The sequence below is a fragment of the Lactobacillus kullabergensis genome (assembly GCF_003151025.1).
Classification (GTDB): Bacteria; Bacillota; Bacilli; order Lactobacillales; family Lactobacillaceae; genus Lactobacillus; species Lactobacillus kullabergensis.
The window spans coordinates 1,309,430-1,330,529 of sequence record NZ_CP029477.1; the positions used below are offsets into that span (position 1 = coordinate 1,309,430).

Below are 21,100 nucleotides of genomic sequence, written 5' to 3' on the forward strand. Positions count from 1 at the left end.
TATTTCATTATTTTTCACAAAATATCATAAATTTTGCGCAAAAAAATAGCCTTACTAGGGTTCTAGTAAAGCTATAAAGTTAAATTACAGTAACTTTTCTAAAGCATCTTCATATTTCTGAATGTCGCCTGCGCCCATAAAGACAATTACACTATTGCGATTTTGAGCAAGATCTGCAATGTTATCAAGATCAATTACTTCAGAACCAGGAATTTTACCAACTAAATCACTACTCGAAATATCTCCATTGGCCTCTCTTGCTGAAGCATAAATCGGGGTAACATAAGCCTTGTCTACATCACGCAATATTTTTTCAAAATCTTGCGCATATTTCTTCGTTCTGGAAAAAGTATGTGGTTGGAAGACGACAACTAATTTCTTTTGTGGGAACTTTTGTCGTGCAGCCTGAATTGTTGCTTTCATTTCAGTTGGATGATGAGCATAATCATCAATAATGTTAATATCACCGAAATCTTTTTCAGAAAAACGACGTTTTGCACCTTGATATGTAAGCAATCCTTTTTTAATATCTGCTACAGGAATCTTTTCGGTGTATGCAACAGCAATCACAGCTGTTGTGTTTAAAATATTGTGATCACCAAAAAGATGTATTTCAAACTCACCAACTTTTTTGCCATGATTTACGACCGTGAAGCTTGAACCTTTAATTGTTCTCTTAATATTGACAGCTTGAAAATCATCATTGTCTTCAAAACCATAAGTATATTTAGGAATATCAGAATGCAATTTCCTTAGTCTTTCATTTCCACCCCACACAAAAAGTCCCTTTCGAGTCTGATCCGCTGCTGTTTGAAAAGCCGAAGTGTAATCAGCCTGATCCTTAAAATAATCCGGATGATCAAAATCAATGTTGGTCATAATTTGATAATCTGGATGATAAGCTAAGAAGTGACGCCGGTATTCATCTGCTTCATAGACGAAGAAGCGAGAATCCTTAACACCGTTGCCCTCTCCGTCACCTATTAAATAGGACGTGGGTGCAGCTTCACCTAATACATGAGCTAAAAGACCGGTAGTAGAAGTTTTGCCATGGGTTCCTGAAACGCCAATGCTGGTATGCATTTTAATAATTTCTTCTACTGTATCAGGATAGCTTTGCCAGGTAATGTTCTTATTTTCACAAGTTTTTACTTCTACGTTGTCATCTTTAAACGCATTTCCTTTAACGATAATTTGTCCTGAATTTTTAATATTATTCGCACTAAATTCTTTAACTTCAATACCTGCTTTTTTTAGCGGTTCTTGGGTAAAAGTATACTTTTTAATATCGCTGCCAGCTACATTAAAGCCTAGATCATTTAGCACTAAAGCTAAAGAGGCCATGCCAGTTCCTTTAATTCCGATAAACCAAATTTGCTTATTTTTATCTAACATTTGCTGAACTCCAAAATTTTATTATTGCATTTTATTTTACCATTACTGTGTCAAAAAAGCAGGATCATCAAAGAGCTGCAATCAAATTTTAGCAGTATGATGAGAAAACTACTACTGCAATTGACATTTTTGGTAACAAAAAAGACCTTACCAAAGCTTGATAAAGTCCTTGCTTTTATAAAGTAATCTGACCGCTTGCTAAAAGTTCATCGCACTTTTCGGGATCAAAAGCCTCTCCAACAGTAAATTCATTAGGAACCACCATAATTCCGCGCTTTTGCGGTGCATGGGCTAGACCCAATTCGCGTGCTGAACAAATCATGCCATAAGAGTCCACATGACGCAGTTGACCTGGCCAAATCGCTTGACCATTAGGCATCAAAGTTCCTGGCAAAGCAACAACTACTTTTTGTCCTTGAGCAATATTAGGAGCACCACAAACAATTTGATGTTCTTCACCATTGCCCACATCAACTTGTGTAACATGTAAATGATCAGAATCGGGATGTTTCTCACAGCTTTTGACATAGCCATAAACAAGTGTTGGCTTGCCATAGGCAAGTTTATCAGTAAAACCAACTTCTGCCAGTTTTTCATTTAAAGCAGTTAAATCATCATTTGACAGCTTAACTTGTCCATCTGGTAACTTATCGTAGTCAATTAGTTGATCAACGTTAAAAAAGTTATAACCGGTAACATTACCCTTTTCATCAGTAATGCGTGTAACATCACCTTTTTCGTCATATGCACTTTTACCCTTGTCTTGACCTAAAATTACAATCAAGGTATTAGGATAACTTCTTTTATTAATACTAGTAATCATGAATCAATAATCCTCTTTCACTTAGTCAAGTGACCGTAAAAAGCTTTCAACCTCATCTTTAGTTTTACGATCCTTATTAACTAGTCTACCAATTTCTTGACCATCTTGGTAGACCACAAAGGAAGGAATACCCATGATATTCATTTCCTTAGCTAGGTCAACTGAGCCATCACGATCAATTTGATAAAATTTGCTATCGGCAAAATCTTTTTCGATTTCTGGCATGAAGGGGTCTAAAAAGCGACAGTCTGGGCACCAGCCTGCTGAAAATTCTAAAACTACTCGTCCATTTTTGGTAATCGAGTCTAATTTATCTTTATTCAATTCTTTTATTTGTTCCATTTTGAAAAAACCTCTCAATCCTTACTCTTATTTTATTATTTTACCCCAAAATCAGCATGCAAAGCATAAATTGGATTGCCCTGAGCTGCAAATTTGTGTTCATATTCAGTTTCAATATTGGCAGCTACAATTTCATCTTTTTCATTATGAAGATCAACTGACACAAAATCAAAATGCATCCCAAAATTATTCATGCTCTGCACAGAATAGGCAAAAAGACCTGCATTATCAGTTTTAAACTCTATTTGACCATTTTCCTGCAAGACGGTTTGATATTTTTGTAAAAAAGACTTATAAGTTAACCGCCTTTTCTCATGCCTAGTTTTTGGCCAGGGATCACTAAAATTCAAATATATTTTACTTGCACTGTGACTATCAAAAAAAGAAGCGATATTAGCAGCATCTGCGCAAAGAATTTGGATGTTAGACAATTTTTTAGCAAGTTTGGTTCGCAAAATCATGCCTGCCGCGGTCATTTGCAATTCCAGAGCAACAAAATTCTTTTCGGGGTGCTCTTCTGCCATCGTAGTAATAAACTTTCCTTTGCCGGGCCCTACTTCTATCTCTAATGGTTTTGAAATATCAGCAAACCGTTTTGACCAATCAATTCTTTGACTTGGATCTGGTCGATCAATCACACTTTCTGGATGCTCTTGAACCAGCTTTACAGCCCACGGCTTGTTACGTAATCTCATCTTTTCTGCTACTTCCTTTTCTTTACTTTTGCAGGTAAGTATAACCTTAACATGCCCCAACTGAAAACAACTAAGCATCCCATTGCTGCAAACAAGTGTAGATTAATTGGTAAAGTGATCAGCCAGGAAATACTGATTATAAGCCATTGAGCTAATAATATTCCTGCTAATGCGGATACTAAATCTAATCCCCGATCGGTACGCTCAATTGGATAAACACGATACATGATATTGTTATCGAATTCATCAACCATCGGTACCAACTGGTAAATAGTCAAAAAGACTACTAAACATGATAAACATAATGCCCAAACCCAATTTTGTACTAACCATGAGATTAAAACTGCAAAAGCAGTCATTCGGAAAACTAAATTAATATTTTCTGGGTTTCTAAGCACTGAACGACGATACAAAAATTTATGCGGATTTTCTGACGATAAATTTTTAGGCAATAAAAAGTCCAAATATTTTCGTCTTTTAATATTAGTTTGTCTTTCTTTAACGTCTGTGAACATGCTAAAAGCGCTATAAACAACATTTTTGCGCTTTTCTTCTTGCTCCACAGCATATTGCCAGTCAAAAAGAGCAGCATGTTGCGGCTTCACAACAAAAATAAAGACAGCAGCCGCTAGCAAGATTGCAATTAAGATCATGCTTTGCGGTTTAAACATTCCCAAGCCAAACAAAAGCAGGAAAATGATATTTAAAATTAAGATGGGAAATTTACGGTTAAAATATAAATTACATTCCATAACTTTAAGCTGCAATATTTTGGTCAAAAAAACAGCAAAAACAGCAAAAATATAATTTAACGGTTCAATCTTTGCCTTAATCGTTGCAAAAGGAAATATAATTCCTGCCATTAAAGCCAAGCAAATTGTCGGTACAATTAAGCTGTAATTTAACATTGGTTTCAAATATGATGCTAAATTTTCATCTTCAGGCAGTAAAAATTGTAAATCAGCTGGTTTTAGCAATGTTACCAGTTTTCCTACTAAAAGTGGCAGCCACAACAAAATACCAACTAGCGGACGATAATACCACAGACTTTCAGGCATGGTCTTCATTGCCTGTGCATACCAGAACATGAGTGCTCCAAAAAGGAAAATCAGAGCCAAGATAAAGAAATCATTAAAAACCAATACTAGATATTTTAAAGACTGGCGTATATTTTCCTGCAGCCTTTTTTTAGCCAAGTCACGCATTTTGTTGCTCCTGACTTAAAATTTGATAGATTTGGTCAAATGAATCTGTTTCCTTTAAGTCATAGTGCTTTCGAATTTCAGCCAAAGTGCCAGTAGAAGCAATTTTACCGTTGTTTAAGACCGCATAACGTGAAACTGCCTGAACACTGTTAGCCAAAATATGTGTTGACATCAATACCATTTTGCCCTGACCAGCAGCACTTTTGATTAATTGTACTAGATTGGCCACTGCCAAAGGATCTAGTCCGGTGAAAGGCTCGTCAATTACAAGCAGTTCTGTATTTGCTAAAAAAGCCGTCACGATCATCACTTTTTGCTTCATACCCTTAGAAAAGTGAATTGGCAACCAATCGAGCTTGTCATCAAGCCTAAACATCTGCAGCAACTCATGGGCTTTTGCCCATGCCTGCTTTTCATTCAGCTGATAACTGAGAATCGTTAATTGCAGATGTTCCTTCAAAGTCAATTCTGAATATAAAACTGGTGTCTCTGGTATATATGCGACTTGTCTTTTAAATTTAGTAGGTTGTGCCGCTAAATCAATGCCATTTAGAGTAATTTTTCCTTTTTGTGGTCGTAACAATCCCAAGATATGTTTAATTGTTGTCGATTTGCCTGCACCATTTAGTCCAATTAGCCCTAAAACTTCGCCTGGAGTGATCTCCAGATTAATATCTTTAATTACCGGTACACCCGTGTAGCCACCGGTCAGATGCTTAATTTTTAAAGTCATAATTCCTATCTTTCTTTTAATGAATTTACTCATTTAATATGATAGCATGATATTAAAAGAAACTAAATTTTGAAATGAAGAGGTTTTAAAATGGAAGAATTAGATAAAGATTGCTTATTTTGTAAAATTATCACAGGTGAAGCAAACAGCTACACTGTTTTCGAAAATGATGACGTCAAAGCCTTTTTAGACTTATCTCAAGTCAACCCAGGTCACACTTTAATGGTACCTAAAAAACACATCACTAACTTTTTTGATTATACACCTGAAGACGCTCAAAGATATTTGCAGTATATTCCAACAATTGCCAATGCAATTAAAAAGTTTGACCCTAGAATTACTGGTATGAATATCAGTAGCAATAATGGTGCAAGTGCAAGCCAAGTGGTAATGCATTCACATATTCATTTTGTTCCACGCTTTGAAGGAGACGGATTAAAGATTGCAACGCGCAATAACGCTGAAAAATATAGTGAAGAAGATTATCAAAAAATTGCTGCTGCAATTAGAGCTGAATTCTAAGGTGATATGATGAAACATTTTAGTTTAGGTCTAGCTGTGGGTGCTGGTTTTGGCGTTGTTCTTTCACTATTTAAAGATAAAAACGGTAATCGTTTATTTCCATCAGCGCAAAAACAAATTAATTCAGTAAAAGAAGACTTTAGTGATCTTTCCGCATCTAGCAATAATTTAAAGATTGCCAAGCAAAAATTAAAAGAGTCATTGCCACAGGCTAAAAATACAATTTCTGAATTACAAAATGAAGTAGAATATTATCAAATAGGCATTAATCGGATTATCGCCAAGCTAAAAGCCAAAACCACAAAAATTAATAGTAAAATTGATAATGGAATAGATAGTTCTAAAAATTAGTAAAGAAACTGCGAATTTTTGGCAAAAAACTTAAAAATAAAAACTAGATTTGTCAGTTTATGTTATATTAGTTGTCGGTGACTTAATTTATTAAGGATGTGGAGAATTTATTTTATGAAAAAATATATCAGAAAAGCAGCAGCTGTCATTGCCGTAGCAAGTATGGCTTTATCGACAGCAGCTTGTTCCAATGGTGGTAAAACCGTTGCTTCTTACAAAGGCGGTAAGATTACTCAACAAGAATACTATGATGAAATGAAAAAGTCTCAGTCAGGTAAATCCGCATTGGCAAATATGATTATCAATCGTGTTTTAGAGCAACAGTATGGCAACAAGGTTTCAAAAAAGCAAGTTGATAAACAGTATAACAACTACAAAAAACAGTACGGCAGTCAATTTGATGCCGTTTTGCAACAAAATGGCATGACTGCTTCAAGCTTCAAGCAAAACTTGAAAACAAACTTGCTTACTGAAGTCGCCTTAAAAGACATCAAGAAGATTTCAAAGAGTCAAGAAGAAAAAGCTTGGAAAGCATATCAACCTAAGGTTAAAGTGCAACATATTTTAGTTTCCAAAAAATCTAAAGCTGAAGAAATTACTAATGAATTAAAGAATGGTAAAAGCTTTAAGAGTTTAGTAAAGAAATATTCTTTAGATACCGGAACAAAGAATAATGAAGGAAAACTGCCGACTTTTGATTCTACCGATTCAAGTTTGGATCCTGCGTTTAAGAAAGCCGCTTTTAAATTAAAGACAGGTGAAACTACAAAGAGTCCAATTAAATCTCAATCAGGTTATCACGTAATCAGAATGATTAAGCACCCTGCTAAAGGATCCTTTGCTTCACACAAAAAAGAGATTGATGACCAGATATATCAGACAATGTCACAGGATCAACAAACTATGCACGATGTACTAGCTAAGGTTATTAAAAAAGCTGGAGTTGACATAAAAGACAAAGATCTAAAAGATGTTTTAGCTTCTTATGTTTCTACTTCAACTAGTAAAAAATAATAGATATTAAAAAGAGTTCAATCAATGATGTGAACCCTAAATTTAGGACACTTTATATTAGCTGCTAACTGAGGACTAGCTTCCGATATTCAAGCGGAGTTAGTCCTTTTAGTTTGATTTTGATTCTATTCTGATTGTAATACTCAATGTAGTCTCTAATCGCATCTTCCAGTTCAGTGAGATTTTTAAACTGTTTTTCAAAGCCATAAAACATTTCTCGTTTGAGTATGCCGAAGAAGCCTTCCATTAACCCATCATCAAGCGAATTGCCCTTGCGTGACATTGATTGGCTAATGCCACGATTTTTGAGCCATGCTTGAAACTGGCCGTTTTGGTATTGCCAGCCTTGATCAGTGTGAAAGATCAAGCCATTCAGTGCCGGATGCTTGTCCCAGGCCTTTCTTAACATATCCATGGTCTGCTTAAGATTAGGGCTGCGGGAAATGGTATAGGAAACAATCTCTTGAGTGCAGCCATCAATGATCGGTGATAAATAGGTCTTTTGCCCCTTGAGCTTAAACTCCGTCACATCTGAATACCATTTGTGATTGGGATAAACCGCACTGAAGCTGCGTTTAATCAGGTCAGGCTTAATCGGACCCTGAGTGCCGCGATAGCTGCTGTATTTGTGCCAGCGTTTACTGACTATGCCAAACAGTTTCAGCTTGTTCATTAAGCGCTGCACCTTTTTATGGTTGACTAATAAACCGCGACGCCTAAGTTCTGCAGTAATGCGGCGATAGCCATAGCGGTGCTTGTGTTCTTCATAGATAGTTTTGATTTCTGCCATTATTTCTCGATTATCCCGCTCTTTGTCCTTCTTCTTTAAAGTGTAGTAGTAATTACTACGGGATAAGTGCGGCAGATTGGGATTGGCATTAATGGCATCAAGAATAAAAGTTACGCTGACTTTAAGCTCGCGCCTTAGTTGGGTAACTGCCTGGGCTATTTCCGCGGCTTGCGGTTCTTGGTCCGCTGGTCGACTAAGACGCTCAATTTTTTTACGAATTCGTTCTCGATTTTCAGCTTTAAGTTCTGCTGGCGTAAGCGGTCGTTCTCTTGCTTGAGCCGATGATTTTCCTGTTTGATCAGCTGTTCTCTTTTGGTCATGGGGCGGTCGTCCTCTCTGCTTGTTAACGATATTATACCCATTTTTACGATATTCGCGCAGCCAATTAGACAACATGCCACTACTTTTTAAGCCCAAGTCAATAGATACTCGACGGGCAGGCTCATGTTCAACTATGATTCGCCTAAGAGCTTGCTCCTTAAAATTACTTGTATAAGCAGTGAAAGGCTGATCTAAAATAGCTAGACCGTGACGGCCAATTAAAGCTAACAAGTAATTAATATTAGTCTTGCCAACACGATAACGCTGACTTAGCTCAGCAGGGCTGATTTGATAATCGTGCCAAAGATGATAGATTTCAACTTTATCTTGTTTAGATAATTTGGACATAAAAATGACCCCCAAATTTGTCCTAAATTTGGGGGTCATATCACAAGCTTGAACTCTTTTTTTATTCTAATTTATGAGCTTTTCCTAATGATTCATCTATTTTGGGCCTATAAAATTTTCGACCACCTTGACTCATTATATTATCTGTAAAGTCTCCTGGACGAGTGTGCTGTAAAGCATTAGTAATAGCATAAACAGATGCGTCCAAATCATCAATACGATGCAGTAACTCGGCTTCAAGCAAAGCAGGTAACTTAGGTGAACCATACTCAAATTTACCATGGTGAGATAAAACCATGTGCCTTAGCAGCAACAAGTCTTCAGATTCTAAATCAATTTTAAGCTGTTGAGCCGCCAGCATAATTTGTTCATCAATTAAAACCAGATGTCCAATCAAATTACCTTCAGTAGTATATTGGGTCGCTGCTGGACCGGTTAATTCAAGCACTTTACCCATATCATGAAGAATACAGCCGGCATATAACAAAGAACGGTTAACTTGAGAATAATTGTCCGCAAGGCCTTTTGCATCACGCAGCATTGATACAGTATGGTATGCTAAACCACCACGCACTGCATGGTGGTTACTCTTTCCCGCTGGAAAATCAAAAAAACGTTTATCCCATTTTTTTAATAAGAATCGTACAATTCTGTTCCAAGTAGGATTCAGTATCTCAAAGACATATTGGTTTATCTCTTCTTTCATATCAGCAATTTTTTCGGGAGCTGATTTAATAAATTGCCTGAGGTCATAACCTTCCTCTGGACCAACAACACGCAAGCTGTAAATCTTTATTTGTGGCTGTCCCTGATATTCTTCGCGCTTACCATCAAGCTCAACAATAGTCCCTGCATTAAATGTTGCAGCATCTTGATCATTTGCATCCCAAAAGTTGCCACGAATTTCACCAGATGAGTCACTAAATGACATTGCTAAATATAGTTTACCCTTTTTTGTATGTCTTAATTGAGAATTCTTAATCAGTACAACCAACTCTAGTTCTTCGCCATCATTATAATCCAGCAAACGTTTATACATTTTTAGTTCCTCTCTTAAAAGTTAGCGGTTGTATTTGCAATTTATCAACTAGACTTGTTTGTGCAGTAAAAATTAATACCTGATTGCTTCCAGCAATAGCTTGAAGCAACTTTTCAATTTCATTAACTCTCTGATCATCAAAGTTAACAAAAGAATCGTCTATTAATATAGGTAAGTTTATTTCATCTTGTATCTGTTGAACAAAAGCCAGTTTTAAAGCAAAGTATAATTGTTCAGAAGTTCCTCTAGAAAGATATTGCACTTCTATCTTTTTACTATCAAAACGAGTAACCGTTATTTTTTTACCAAATTCAATATTATTATACCGATTATTCGTTAATAGTCGCAAATATTCTTTAGCAGTAACCAACATTTTAGGAAATCGTTCATTCGATGCCAAATCAAGAGCTCGACCAATCCATTTAGCTGTAAATAAGTTAGCCAGATATTCAATACTCAAATTTTTTAATTTTGCCTTTAAATTAGCCAGTTTTTGTTTTTCTTCGAAAACAGCTGTGGAGTTTGCTAAATTTTCCATTTTTACTTTTATTTCAGCTGTTTTTTCTTGTAAATGATTAATATTTTCATGAACAGAAGAGATCTTTAACCTTAAATTTGCGAGATCATTTTGATTTTTGGTTTTATTTTTTGCATAACTTTTCAACTCACTTAAATCATTCTGCAAATTTGACTTAAGAGCATCAATTTGGTTTTGTATCTTATCCTGTTTTAACTTTTGCTTTTGGACTTGCTCATATTCAGCTAAACTCGAAACTTGCGCTTTTGCTAAGATTATTTTTAGTTTAGTGGTAATTTCATTGAGTTCATCTTTATTTTCAACCAAACTATTTTTTAAACTAGTTTGCTTTTCACGGCGTAATTTCTCTAAATTTATTTTCTCAGTTAGTTGGTCTAGTGCATTCAATACATCTTCAAAAGTACTTACAGTTTGATTCAGTTCATCACCTAATTGGACTGCTATCGGTGTGACTAATCCTATTAACTCATTTTTTCGCTGATTATTTCTTTTTAAGTTTTGAATTAATACTTTATATTGTCTCCACTCATTAATTAAATTATTTATATCTAAATTGATTGGATTAATACCATACCGTTTTTCAAAAGACTGCCTTTGTTGCCTTAATTTTTCGTTCTGTTCTGCAGCAGTTTCTACTGTTTTTTGTGTTTGTTTTTGCCGATAAGAACCAAATACTATTAATGCCAGTCCAACACCGCTAGCTAAAAAGCCAAAAACTCGTGCAATAAACAATAAAATTAAACCGACAACAAAAATAATGCCACCAAAAAGAAGGAATTGCTTAGAATTATCACTCTTACTCTGCTCAATCTTCAATTCCTTTTGAGGCAACTTTTGATAATCTTCTTGCAACTTAATTATTTGCTCTTGATTCATTTTCACAATTTTATTTAAATTTGAATCAAGTGCAATAAGTTGATTTTGCTCATCTTTTATTTGTTCATCTTTTTGTAAGCAGTTGCGATATTCTGATTGCCATTGCAATACTTCCGGCTTTTTTTGTAACAGCTTTGAAACTGCTGTATTTTCTTCCGGATCATCAGAATATTCATTTAACTTTGCAGTTATTTTTTGTTGCTTTTTATGCAAAGATTCAGCTTGTATGGTTAGAGTTTGAGCTGACTGAAATTGCTTTGAATCAAAATTAATTGTTCTAACTTGATTTTGCAAATCTTGCAATTTTTCGTAACTCGGAAAAAGTTTTTGAATCTTATCTAAACTGTCATACTCTTTTTGTAATTCAAGTTCTTTTTGCTCTTCTTGATGTTGCAAACCTCTTTGCTTCTTAAAATTGTCATTAAGTTCTTGGTAAACCGAAAATTCATTTTCAGAATTACTGACTTCATTTTCTTGTTCTTTAATTTCTAACAACAATTGGTTAATAGGCGGCTTTTTACCAGTTTTTTTGAACAAGGCATCAGCACTTTTAGCAAAATCATCACGTAAAGTTATTAGGCTGTCGCTATTAGCCGCACCCAAATAATAGATACGTTCCATTAAGTCTTTCTGCTTAATCTGATCAACTTTTGCCAGCATATCCTGATTAAAAATAAAACTGTCAGTATAAAATTTACCATCAATATTTTTAATTTGATCAAAAAAAACATTTTCTGGTATAACCTGATTATCACATTTAACAGTCAGAGTGCCAGCTTTTGAACCTTTACCCTTTGCATAAAGTCTTTCCAATTGATAATGCTGACCATTTTCATTTTCAAAAAATAAAGACCCGCCCATTGGACTTACTTGTGCCAAAGGAGTGTAGTCCTCAAAAAACTCTGAACTTTGGTTAGCAAGGTGAAAGCCAAATAAAATCTGTTTAATAAAGGCAACGATGGTACTCTTTCCCGCTTCATTAGCTCCGTAAAAAACATCAATATTTGAATTTGATAAATCAAAAGTAAAGTTTGAAAATTGACCAAAATTAACTATTTGAAGTTTAATTAATTTCACCATTAACTCCTTTCAATTTACTATTCAACTTGACTTCCGCGAGTTGCTTTACTTCCTGAGCAAATTCAGGGTCTTGGGCCAAACTATCAGTATAATCAGTTTTTAAAGCCCAGCTTTTACTGATTTGAGCAAATTGATCAGGACTAAAAACTTCTTTTTCAGCCTGTTTAAAGTATTTTTGATCATTAAAGGCGATCTCTAAATTGCTCCCATTAATAAAACGGACATCTACTAATTGTGAGTCGTGAGTCAGTTTTCTGGAAATCATTTGACAAAAATCACTGTCTTGAACCAATTCTTTTTCTTTTTCATTCAAAAAATCAGCACCCTTAATTTGCAGACAAAAATAAGTAGTTGATATCGCGGACAAACAATTAATAATCATATTTTCCAGTTCTGTTTTTGTCATTGGTTGTGTTAATTCAATTTCTTTTTTACTCCATGTAATAGAATTAGTCTGCACAAAATTAATCTTAGTTTGTTTTGTTTGCTCATCAATAGTTCCTAAATAGCAACCTTTTGGACCGGTTTCATTAATATGACGCCCTTGGATGTTTCCCGGGTATACAATTAAAGGAGTTTCGGACAAGACTTGTCTTAAATGAATATGACCCAATGCAAAATAATTGTAATTGAGATTTTGTAACTCACTCAAACTAAAAGGAGCATAAACATTTTGTGAACTTGTACCAGCTCTTTCCTGTGCGTGCATGATGCCAAAAGTATAACGATTGCTTTTAGCAGGAAATTGCGCCGCCATATCATCATTAATATGATTGGCCAAATATGAAAAACCGCTCACGTCATACTCAAAACCATTTTTTGTTTTATAAGAGACAGTTTCTACTTTTTCACCATTACCCAATAATTTGAAATAAGGACTTTCAGCAACCAATAAGTCTTCCTTTGCCATATGATCATGATTACCAAAAATCATAATTACCTGAATCTGCGCATTGACTAGTCGCTCAATTTCATGGGCGAAAAAAATTTGTACACTGGGAGTTGGCTTGAAACTATCAAAAGTATCCCCAGCAATTAATACTAAATCTACCTTTTCTTTTAGAGCCAGATCTACAATTTTAGTTAAAGATTGCATTGGAGCTTTTTGAATCTGCTTAAAACTCTCAGATGGTAAAAAAGATAGCCCCAAAAATGGACTATCTAAATGTGCGTCAGCAAAATGGATAAATTTCATTATTATTTATTCCTAAGACCATCATAAAGGTCATTAATTGGCTTAGTAATTGCTTTTTGAACGTCGTCAATTGTTTTATACATACTTTGTTCAGCCTGCAAGAGTTTTAATATTTGTGCATCTTTTTGCACTTTTTCATTTAATTTTTTATAATCCTCTTCGAGATCCTTAGGAAAATCTCTTCCCTCAGACTGTGAATTAATAATTTTTGTTTGCATCTCATCCATCTGTTTGAACAAAGCAGCACTTTCCTCATTGCTTTTAACAGCAGCAACAGCCTCACTTAAAGCTTTAAATTCGTCAAGCTTTTGCAAATCAGTTGCTACTTGATTTGCTGAATCATAAATATTAATCATATTTTTCCTCCTAATTAATGACCTAAAAGTCCTTTAATGTCATTATACCATTCATTAATTTTTTCTCCTGCTGAACCTAAGCCTTTTTCGATTTTATCACCAAAGCCCTTTGTCCAATCAGAACCAGCACCGTTGTTTTGAATAATTTGCTTTGGAGCCTGTTCTTTAAATTGATTTTGAGCTGTATATGGCAAAATACTTTCCATTTCAGCTTTATATAACCTGGTAATACCAGTTTCCGAAACGCCATGCATGAAGTGCTGCTGATTAGTACGGTCAAAGCCAACCCAAGTGGCTACCACAACGTCAGGCGTATAACCAACGATCCACTGGTCCTTAGTACCAAAACCATAAGAGTTTGGTACTTCAGTTGACCCAGTTTTACCTGCAACTCGATAACCGGCTGGTTGAGCGGATGTTCCAGTGCCTCCAGCAAAAACTCCCAATAGCATAGTAGTCATTTCTTTAGCAGTATTTTCTGAAATGATGCGGTGCGTGCCAGTATCATGATTTTCAGCAATCACATTCCCACTAGCATCAGTAATCTTAGTGATGAAATAAGAATTATTAGGCAAATTTCCCTTATTGGCAAAAGCTGAATATGCACGCGCCATTTGAATTGGTGAAACACCTGTTGATAGTCCACCTAGAGCTAAAGCAAGATTTTGATCTTCTTTTGGTACCTTGATACCAAAATTATTGGCTGATTGAACTCCCTTAGATACCCCAATTCGATCTAATAGCCAAACCGCGGGAACATTCTTACTCTGTGCTAAGGCAGAGTACATCGGGATTTTATCAGAATAACCATTGTCAACGTTATGCGGTTGATAACCATTTTTACCAAAACGCTGCAGTTTGTTAGAAAGCTGTGAATCATAGTGATAACCCTGTTGAAGTGCTGGAGCATAAGAAACTAGCGGCTTAATTGAAGAGCCTGGCTGTCTTTTCATTTGAGTCGCACGGTTATAGCCACGGAAAACATGTTTGCCTCGACCACCTACTACAGCTCGAACTGCACCCGTTGCAGGATCCATTACCACTGATGCGCCTTGAGGTTTAGTACCATCAGTGGCATTTTGCGGGAACAGATAACCCTGTTCAAATTTTTGCTGCAGCTGACTTTGATAATTTTGATTAAGAGTTGTATATATCTTCAATCCCTTATTCATTACGTCTTCTTCTTTTAGGCCATAGCGATTAATTGCCTCATCAACTACTGCGTCAAAGAAATAAGGGTAACGATATCCATCTTTATTATGATAAGTATCATGTAAAGTTAAACCAATTTTTTGCTCACTTTTCGCCCTGGAACTTGATAATTTTTTATTATCAACCATTAGATTTAAAATCAGATTTCTCCGAGACAAAGCATAGGACATATGGTCAATTGGGTTATATTTACTTGGATTACGTAAAATACCGGCTAAAGTTGCTCCTTCTCCGATTGTCAACTGACTGGCATTCTTGCCAAAATACTTTTGACTGGCATCTTCAACACCCCATACACCATTGCCAAAATAAGCTTTATTAAGGTACATAGTCAATATGTCTTTTTTAGAATAAACGTGATTTATCTCGACAGCAAAGAAAAGTTCCTCAACTTTACGAGAGAAGGTTTGCTTTTGCGTCAATAAAGCATTTTTAGCCAATTGTTGTGTGATAGTTGAACCACCACCAGATATTTGACCACGGTTAAGAACCAAGCCTAAAGCAGCTCTGCCCATGCCTTTGATACTAAAGCCCGGGTTCTTCCAGAAAGTACGATCTTCTGTTGATATAACTGCATTTTTTACATTAGGGGAAATTTTATTATAGCCAACATACGTGCCTTTTTGTGAGTATAGTGAACCAGATTTTTGGCTTCTATAATCGTAAATACCGGTTGTAGCTGATAATGATGCTTTTAAATTTGATATATTTGAAGTCTTAACTTTAACGGTATAATAAGTACAAACCAATAACATCACGGTAAGCAAAATCAAAATGATCCAGCGACCGATGAAAAAACGGTTATCAAAACGGTGCCATAGGCCACCTATCCCGTTTTTCTTTGGTTCATTGTTTTCCATTTTATCTGCTCCTTTAGAAACAACTAAAATTGTATCATATTAAAGGAAATTACCTTTATTTTCAAAAAGATTTAACAAATATTTATGAGCTATTATTTTACCTTTAACTTCCCTGAAAATCTCAATCCGTGTTCTGTCAATGATTTATTACGTCAATTACTCATTCCGAGAAAATGGCGTCATTTTTTGCGAGTTGAACAAAAAGTACTGATTAATGGTAGTTATTATCATTTTAATCAAAAAGTAAGCCCGAATGATAAAGTTGAACTCTGGCTCGATCACGTTGAAACTAAGCAACATATTTATCCAGCAAGTGGTAAAATTCCGGAGGTTATTTACGAAGATGAGAATCTCTTAATTATAAATAAACCTGCGGGACAAAAGACGCATCCTAATTCAAATGAAACTAACACAGCTTTGAATGATTGTGCCACCTATTTAGGATTTTCCCCTTTTATCGTACATCGGCTAGATATGTTAACCAGTGGTCTGCTACTGGTTGCCAAAAACCCAGCTGTTGTTCCTATTTTGAATCGCGAATTAACCAGTAAACTTTTTCAGCGCGAGTATTTAGCTGTGATTAATATTAATGAACCGATAGCTAACAGAGGAACAATCTATTTGCCAATTGGCCATGACCCACTTGATCAGCGCAAACGCAAGATAATAAGTAACGGTCAAAAGTCAATCACACATTATCAGATTTTAAAGCATTTAGACAATAATACTGCTTTAGTTAAATTAGAACTGGAAACAGGAAGAACGCACCAAATTCGGGTTCATTTGGCTGCGATTGACTGCCCAATTGTAGGAGATCCACTGTATAACCCCAACTTTAAAAATGAACAATTTTTGCACCTAACTGCTTACCAAATAGCACTACAAAAGCCTTTTACATTAGACAAACTGAAAGTAAAATTACCAGATAAAAATATTCCTTTACTGCAAAATTAAAAAGACCGTTTGTCAAATGACTTACGGTCTTCTTTATTTAATTAAAATTTCTATAATGTAGTACTTAAAGATTCAAATCAAGTAATTTTGCTAATAAATAATAAAACTGTTAACTATTTATCCAACAATTTTTAATAAATTCTAATTAAACAAAATCTATTTGCTAAGATTTCTGATAATTTAATCACCCACAAAAGTGCCATCCTCAACTTCACGGATAAAATCTGCTACATGCTTATAGTAAACATCAGGATTATCAACCATGTGATGATGTCCTGCATTCGGTGTAGTAACTAAGCGTGAATTAGGAATTTCACGTTGCATAATCTTTGCAGTCTCTAAAGGCATAGTATCTTCTTCACCAAAAGTCAAAAGGGTCGGCATTTTTATTTGCTTTAAGTACTTTCTAAAATGCCAATCTTTTAATTTACCTGTTACTACAAATTCATTATCACCTTGAAAGGCATGGTAAACAGTCAAACCACCGATACGCTTAATATGATATAGCTTGCATGGCTGTCGCCGATCAAGAAAGTTAATATTTAATATTTGAATATCCTCTTGGTAGCGTTTATTGTCATAGTCATTGTTTTCTTCACATTCACGCATAAAGTCAATTTCTGATTGCGGGAAAATTTCTTGTCTACGACGGTTAATTGACTCAATATAGTCATCAGTATCATCAACCATGGAAGAAATAATCGTCCCTTTTAAGTGTTGACCATATTTCACCGCATATTCTTGTGCCAGCAGGCCACCCCAACTTTGTCCAATCAAGTAGCAATTATCAAGACCAAGTTTGGCACGAACTTCATCAACTTCATCAAGGAAGTATTCATAAGTTAAGTATTTGGCTGCAATTTCAGGATTATCATAATCCGGTTGATCTGAATAAAGAGAGCCTAACTGATCATACATAGTAACTTGAACATGTAGTCCCTGCTTTGCTAATTGGTCAGCAGCGTCTTCCCAATATTCATGATTTCCTCCTGGTCCACCGTGAAGAGCTAATAAATGAATATCGCCTTCACCTTGGGTACTTGTCCACAAATGATAGCCATTATCTAAAGTTATAATTTTTGTTCCAGTTCTCATTGAAATTTACAGCTTCTTTCTATTTAGTAAAACCTACTTCATTCCACAAAGGATGATTATTGTTTTGTTTTGACGGCTTAAGCGAATAGCCGGAAATCTTGTCATTAACTGCAAAGATCTGATAGGAATTATCAACTGGGATAACATAGGCTTCATCATTCATATATCTTTGCCATTCATGAAATTTTTTAACCCGATAATCATGATTAAAAGCCTTTTGAGAATTTATCTCATCCAAAAGTTTATTGTTTTTTGCAGTTACAAATCTGGTCATGTTAAAAGGTGCTGATTCACTATAATATGGATGTGGCGAAGGTTCAGTAGGCGTTGACCAACCAGCCAGATACATGTCGACTCCTTTATTATCATGTTGTAATTTATCATAGAAAGAATTGTGTTCAATTAAACGACCCGTGGACAATTGTACATTCAGTCCAACTTTATGCCACTGCTGCAAGTAGTTTTGAACTATTGGCTCCTGAGTAGTATCCCCACTCATAGCTGCAAAATGAATTACCAAAGGCTTGCCATTTGGCTGAACGCGCCACTTTCCTTTCTTCTTGTAACCCGCTTTATCCAAAATCTGATTTGCCTTTTTTAAGTCGTAATTATATCCTTTCTCAGTTTTATCAAAGTAGTCACCAAATTTTTCTGGAACCAAAGTTTTTACTCTAAACGTTAAACCATATGTATAACGCTTATTAACCGCATCAACATTCATGGCATAACCTATTGCCTGCCTTAAGGCCTTATTATTCATCTTGGCTTTAGGATTCATGACATTCTTGCTCTTTTCAGCATCCCATTTTCCTACTTTAAAGCCTAAATAATGATAAGCAATTGGGATTTGGGCAATGAAGTTCACGTTTTTGGTATTTTTAACTTGTGGCCACTGGGTATTAATTACAGGAATAATATCAAATTTATGACTTTTAATTGCTTGAGAAGCAGAATTAGGAGATACCACTGATATAACAACTTTATCTAATTTTGGTTTCCCTCTCCAGTAATATTTGTTCGGTACCCAGGTTGCAGATTGCCCTCTAACTAGTTTTTCAATCTTAAACGGTCCGAAAAATAAGGGATTCTTCCTGATCCTATCTGAAGACTTTAATTTAGAAAAAGGAATATCTTTTAAATAATGATAAGGTTCAACTGCTTCCCAAAGCGAACGACTTCCTGCATTTGACATACTTGGATTTAAAGCTGAGCAGTGTAAAACAACTTTACGGCCATTTTCTCCATCAGGCATTTCAATTCCAGAAATAGTTTTAGCTTTGCCTTCGTGATATTCTTTTAAGCCCTTTAAGACTTCAAACTGACTGCTATACCGCGGACAAGCTGTATCTTTGTTAGCCAAAATCTCATACGCATATTCGAAATCTTTGGCTACTACTTGCTTACCGTCAGACCATTTAACGCCCTTTTTAATATTGATTGTGATCGTCTTATTTTTAGGATCTAATTTACGTGTAGCTGGACCTTTATCAGTGACACCATATTGATCATCACTATCGAATAAAGTTTCTTGACCGGGAGCTGCAACCATTGAGTCTAGGTCTTCAGAGGAAAGTTCTTGTGAAAAAATACCTGAAAAAGGTGTATCTGTAACAACTGCAACTTTCACAGTTCCACCATCTTTAACATTCTTTTTAGGAGCTTCAACAGGAAATTTTTTCACTGTCTTAGTGTCATCACTATTGTTAGCACTTTTAGCACAGGCTGCCAGTGTTATGGAAGCTAGACTCAAAATGCCAGCAGAAGCAAGCTTACTTCTTTTTTTCATAAAAATCACTCATTTCATTATATTTTACTAATATTATTAATAAATTTTTCATTTATGTCAAATTGTATAATCATATATTTTAAAGGAGTATTTAAAAGGATTTTTATTTAGTGTAAAATAACAAATGCTTCTGTATAATTTTAATATGGAAAAAATAAATATAGAAAGAGTTAGAAAGTAAATATGAACAAGCAAAAAATTGCCGATTTAGCTCAAAAAGCTATTAATACTTTTAATTTACCCAGTTTAGGAATTGGTGTTTATCACAAAGGTGAAAGCTTTAGTCATGTATATGGTCAAGCTGAGCAAGACAATCTTTATCCTTTAGCTTCAATTTCCAAAACATTTTTTGCTACTGCAGTTTGTCAATTGGCTGATGAAGGTAAGATAAATTTAGATGATCCTTTAAAAAAATCTTGGCCTGAGCTTAAGCTAGAAGATAAATATGCTGAAGATCATTTAACATGGAGGGACGCCCTTAGTCACCAAAGTGGCTTACCAGCTCACGATCTGATGCGTTTTACTAATATGAACAAGCATGACCTTTCTTTAAAAGAAAAAGCTGAACACGTTGGTCATTTAAAGCCTAACCATGAATTACGTTATAAAATGCAATACAGCAACCTGGTCTTTGCTTTAGCCACCCATGCTTTTGAACAAGTAATTGGTGAAGATTACGGTACCTATGAGCACCAGCATTTACTCGAACCCCTTAAGTTAACTAGAACTTATATTAACCATCATGAAGCACCAAGAGAAGATATAGTTAAACCATATATTAGAGACAATGGAATTACAGAAGAGGTTCCTTTTATTGCACCTGGTAAAGTTGGTGGTGCCAGCAGTATGCTCTCATCTATTTCGGATTTGCTTACCTGGGCTGAGTATCAATTAAAATTGCAAAAAGAAAACAAAAACAACGCAATAGCTGAACACTTTTTGCCTCAATCTATTATGGCTCCAAGCCGTGCCTACGGTGGTGCTAATTTTGGTGCTTACGGTTTAGGTATGATGATGGAAGATTACCGCGGACACAAATACTTCTACCACAGTGGTTCATACATTGGTTACTGCTCTTTCATGGGCTTTGTTCCTGATCTTGATTTAGCTTTTGTTTCGACCACAAATATGGATTCAACAGATGCAATTTTTGCATTGGCATATCAAACAATAGATGATACCTTAGGTATTTCGGATACGGATTGGACTAGCAAAATTAAACAGATTGTTGATCAAAAATTAGCAACGCGTGAAGAAAACATTGCCATTCTTAAAGGAAAATCACCCAAAAATTTTGCGGCTAAAGATAATCTTTTAGGAGATTATGAAAACCCAGGCTACGGTTTAATCACTCTAAATGAAAAAGATGGTAATTTAACAGTTACAATTGGCAAGTGGGATTATCCTGTTATTGTTAATGAAAAAGGTAAAATGTATGTGGAAGAAAGACTGTATCAGCATGAGCTTTTACCAATTGAAATTCATCAAAATCAAGTTTTGCTTTGGACAGAGCGCGCACTTAAAGAACCAACTACTTTCACAAAGTTATAATTAAAAAAGCTAAACTTTA

19 protein-coding genes are annotated in these 21,100 nt (G+C 35.2%); 5 read left to right on the forward strand and 14 right to left on the reverse strand.

The genetic code is table 11. From position 1 onward, the window contains the following. Nucleotides 1-84: 84 nt before the first annotated feature. From murC to DKL58_RS06210, 6 genes are all read right to left on the reverse strand, one after another. Nucleotides 85-1,395, reverse strand: a complete 1,311-nt coding sequence (gene murC, locus DKL58_RS06185) for a UDP-N-acetylmuramate--L-alanine ligase (protein WP_109586489.1) — start codon at nt 1,393-1,395, stop codon at nt 85-87. Between the two features lie 175 nt (nt 1,396-1,570). Then, a complete protein-coding gene (ytpR, locus tag DKL58_RS06190) occupies nt 1,571-2,218 on the reverse strand; it encodes a YtpR family tRNA-binding protein (protein ID WP_109586490.1) in 648 nt (215 codons plus the stop codon). Nucleotides 2,219-2,239: 21 nt separating this feature from the next. Continuing rightward, on the reverse strand, nt 2,240-2,560 hold the full coding sequence (locus tag DKL58_RS06195; RefSeq protein WP_109586491.1) for a thioredoxin family protein: 321 nt from the start codon (nt 2,558-2,560) through the stop codon (nt 2,240-2,242). Between the two features lie 35 nt (nt 2,561-2,595). Then, the gene (gene trmB, locus DKL58_RS06200) at nt 2,596-3,255 is read right to left on the reverse strand and encodes a tRNA (guanosine(46)-N7)-methyltransferase TrmB (protein WP_109586492.1); all 660 of its coding nucleotides are present in this window, start codon (nt 3,253-3,255) and stop codon (nt 2,596-2,598) included. Between the two features lie 8 nt (nt 3,256-3,263). Next, nucleotides 3,264-4,460 carry an ABC transporter permease gene (locus DKL58_RS06205; RefSeq protein WP_109586493.1) on the reverse strand — a complete coding sequence of 399 codons (1,197 nt, stop codon included), beginning with the start codon at nt 4,458-4,460 and terminating at the stop codon, nt 3,264-3,266. Further along, nucleotides 4,453-5,193 (reverse strand): ABC transporter ATP-binding protein, encoded by a 741-nt coding sequence (locus DKL58_RS06210; protein WP_109586494.1) that lies wholly within the window; start codon nt 5,191-5,193, stop codon nt 4,453-4,455. Before DKL58_RS06210 ends, DKL58_RS06205 begins: the two co-directional genes overlap by 8 nt. Nucleotides 5,194-5,283: 90 nt before the next feature. Between DKL58_RS06210 and DKL58_RS06215 the strand changes: the two genes are divergently transcribed. The 3 genes from DKL58_RS06215 to DKL58_RS06225 all read left to right on the forward strand — a co-directional run bounded on the left by DKL58_RS06215 (nt 5,284) and on the right by DKL58_RS06225 (nt 7,080). Then, nucleotides 5,284-5,715, forward strand: coding sequence for an HIT family protein (locus DKL58_RS06215; protein WP_109586495.1), 432 nt, complete (start codon nt 5,284-5,286; stop codon nt 5,713-5,715). Nucleotides 5,716-5,721: 6 nt separating this feature from the next. Continuing rightward, the gene (locus tag DKL58_RS06220) at nt 5,722-6,066 is read left to right on the forward strand and encodes a hypothetical protein (RefSeq protein WP_162542336.1); all 345 of its coding nucleotides are present in this window, start codon (nt 5,722-5,724) and stop codon (nt 6,064-6,066) included. Between the two features lie 114 nt (nt 6,067-6,180). Then, nucleotides 6,181-7,080 (forward strand): peptidylprolyl isomerase PrsA, encoded by a 900-nt coding sequence (locus DKL58_RS06225; RefSeq protein ID WP_109586497.1) that lies wholly within the window; start codon nt 6,181-6,183, stop codon nt 7,078-7,080. 64 nt (nt 7,081-7,144) lie between these two features. Here DKL58_RS06225 and DKL58_RS06230 read toward each other — a convergent pair whose 3' ends face one another. The 6 genes from DKL58_RS06230 to DKL58_RS06255 form a co-directional block, all read right to left on the reverse strand. After that, nucleotides 7,145-8,539, reverse strand: a complete 1,395-nt coding sequence (locus tag DKL58_RS06230) for an IS3 family transposase (protein WP_338034133.1) — start codon at nt 8,537-8,539, stop codon at nt 7,145-7,147. 61 nt (nt 8,540-8,600) lie between these two features. Continuing rightward, a complete protein-coding gene (locus DKL58_RS06235; RefSeq protein ID WP_034980102.1) occupies nt 8,601-9,578 on the reverse strand; it encodes a 3'-5' exoribonuclease YhaM family protein in 978 nt (325 codons plus the stop codon). Beyond that, a complete protein-coding gene (locus DKL58_RS06240) occupies nt 9,571-12,072 on the reverse strand; it encodes an AAA family ATPase (RefSeq protein WP_109586498.1) in 2,502 nt (833 codons plus the stop codon). The genes DKL58_RS06235 and DKL58_RS06240 overlap by 8 nt, the downstream gene beginning before the upstream one ends. Next, on the reverse strand, nt 12,056-13,267 hold the full coding sequence (locus DKL58_RS06245; protein WP_109586499.1) for a metallophosphoesterase family protein: 1,212 nt from the start codon (nt 13,265-13,267) through the stop codon (nt 12,056-12,058). Before DKL58_RS06245 ends, DKL58_RS06240 begins: the two co-directional genes overlap by 17 nt. Before the next feature lie 2 nt (nt 13,268-13,269). Next, nucleotides 13,270-13,623, reverse strand: a complete 354-nt coding sequence (locus DKL58_RS06250) for a YlbF family regulator (protein WP_034980093.1) — start codon at nt 13,621-13,623, stop codon at nt 13,270-13,272. A 14-nt stretch (nt 13,624-13,637) separates the two neighbouring features. Continuing rightward, nucleotides 13,638-15,695: a PBP1A family penicillin-binding protein gene (locus DKL58_RS06255; protein WP_109586500.1), complete on the reverse strand. Its 2,058-nt coding sequence runs from the start codon at nt 15,693-15,695 to the stop codon at nt 13,638-13,640. Nucleotides 15,696-15,779: 84 nt separating this feature from the next. Between DKL58_RS06255 and DKL58_RS06260 the strand changes: the two genes are divergently transcribed. Next, nucleotides 15,780-16,649: an RluA family pseudouridine synthase gene (locus DKL58_RS06260; RefSeq protein WP_109586501.1), complete on the forward strand. Its 870-nt coding sequence runs from the start codon at nt 15,780-15,782 to the stop codon at nt 16,647-16,649. Between the two features lie 180 nt (nt 16,650-16,829). On the opposite strand, the gene DKL58_RS06265 is transcribed toward DKL58_RS06260, so the two are convergent. Together DKL58_RS06265 and DKL58_RS06270 are read right to left on the reverse strand one after the other, a co-directional pair. Continuing rightward, nucleotides 16,830-17,744: a proline-specific peptidase family protein gene (locus DKL58_RS06265; RefSeq protein WP_109586502.1), complete on the reverse strand. Its 915-nt coding sequence runs from the start codon at nt 17,742-17,744 to the stop codon at nt 16,830-16,832. A 19-nt stretch (nt 17,745-17,763) separates the two neighbouring features. Next, nucleotides 17,764-19,530: an oligopeptide ABC transporter substrate-binding protein gene (locus tag DKL58_RS06270; RefSeq protein WP_109586503.1), complete on the reverse strand. Its 1,767-nt coding sequence runs from the start codon at nt 19,528-19,530 to the stop codon at nt 17,764-17,766. Nucleotides 19,531-19,713: 183 nt separating this feature from the next. On the opposite strand from DKL58_RS06270, the gene DKL58_RS06275 reads away from it, so the two are divergent. Continuing rightward, complete coding sequence (locus DKL58_RS06275; protein WP_109586504.1) at nt 19,714-21,081, forward strand: serine hydrolase domain-containing protein; 1,368 nt, start codon at nt 19,714-19,716, stop codon at nt 21,079-21,081. Nucleotides 21,082-21,100 lie beyond the last annotated feature (19 nt).

Bases quoted from the DNA above. Each gene is read 5' to 3' on its own strand.
- murC (WP_109586489.1), bottom strand. From the start codon at position 1,395: ATGTTAGATAAAAATAAGCAAATTTGGTTTATCGGAATTAAAGGAACT.
- ytpR (WP_109586490.1), bottom strand. From the start codon at position 2,218: ATGATTACTAGTATTAATAAAAGAAGTTATCCTAATACCTTGATTGTA.
- DKL58_RS06270 (WP_109586503.1), bottom strand. From the start codon at position 19,530: ATGAAAAAAAGAAGTAAGCTTGCTTCTGCTGGCATTTTGAGTCTAGCT.
- DKL58_RS06220 (WP_162542336.1), top strand. From the start codon at position 5,722: ATGATGAAACATTTTAGTTTAGGTCTAGCTGTGGGTGCTGGTTTTGGC.
- DKL58_RS06225 (WP_109586497.1), top strand. From the start codon at position 6,181: ATGAAAAAATATATCAGAAAAGCAGCAGCTGTCATTGCCGTAGCAAGT.
- DKL58_RS06260 (WP_109586501.1), top strand. From the start codon at position 15,780: ATGAGCTATTATTTTACCTTTAACTTCCCTGAAAATCTCAATCCGTGT.
- DKL58_RS06250 (WP_034980093.1), bottom strand. From the start codon at position 13,623: ATGATTAATATTTATGATTCAGCAAATCAAGTAGCAACTGATTTGCAA.
- DKL58_RS06255 (WP_109586500.1), bottom strand. From the start codon at position 15,695: ATGGAAAACAATGAACCAAAGAAAAACGGGATAGGTGGCCTATGGCAC.
- DKL58_RS06210 (WP_109586494.1), bottom strand. From the start codon at position 5,193: ATGACTTTAAAAATTAAGCATCTGACCGGTGGCTACACGGGTGTACCG.
- DKL58_RS06230 (WP_338034133.1), bottom strand. From the start codon at position 8,539: ATGTCCAAATTATCTAAACAAGATAAAGTTGAAATCTATCATCTTTGG.
- DKL58_RS06205 (WP_109586493.1), bottom strand. From the start codon at position 4,460: ATGCGTGACTTGGCTAAAAAAAGGCTGCAGGAAAATATACGCCAGTCT.
- DKL58_RS06235 (WP_034980102.1), bottom strand. From the start codon at position 9,578: ATGTATAAACGTTTGCTGGATTATAATGATGGCGAAGAACTAGAGTTG.
- DKL58_RS06275 (WP_109586504.1), top strand. From the start codon at position 19,714: ATGAACAAGCAAAAAATTGCCGATTTAGCTCAAAAAGCTATTAATACT.
- DKL58_RS06215 (WP_109586495.1), top strand. From the start codon at position 5,284: ATGGAAGAATTAGATAAAGATTGCTTATTTTGTAAAATTATCACAGGT.
- DKL58_RS06195 (WP_109586491.1), bottom strand. From the start codon at position 2,560: ATGGAACAAATAAAAGAATTGAATAAAGATAAATTAGACTCGATTACC.
- DKL58_RS06240 (WP_109586498.1), bottom strand. From the start codon at position 12,072: ATGGTGAAATTAATTAAACTTCAAATAGTTAATTTTGGTCAATTTTCA.
- trmB (WP_109586492.1), bottom strand. From the start codon at position 3,255: ATGAGATTACGTAACAAGCCGTGGGCTGTAAAGCTGGTTCAAGAGCAT.
- DKL58_RS06265 (WP_109586502.1), bottom strand. From the start codon at position 17,744: ATGAGAACTGGAACAAAAATTATAACTTTAGATAATGGCTATCATTTG.
- DKL58_RS06245 (WP_109586499.1), bottom strand. From the start codon at position 13,267: ATGAAATTTATCCATTTTGCTGACGCACATTTAGATAGTCCATTTTTG.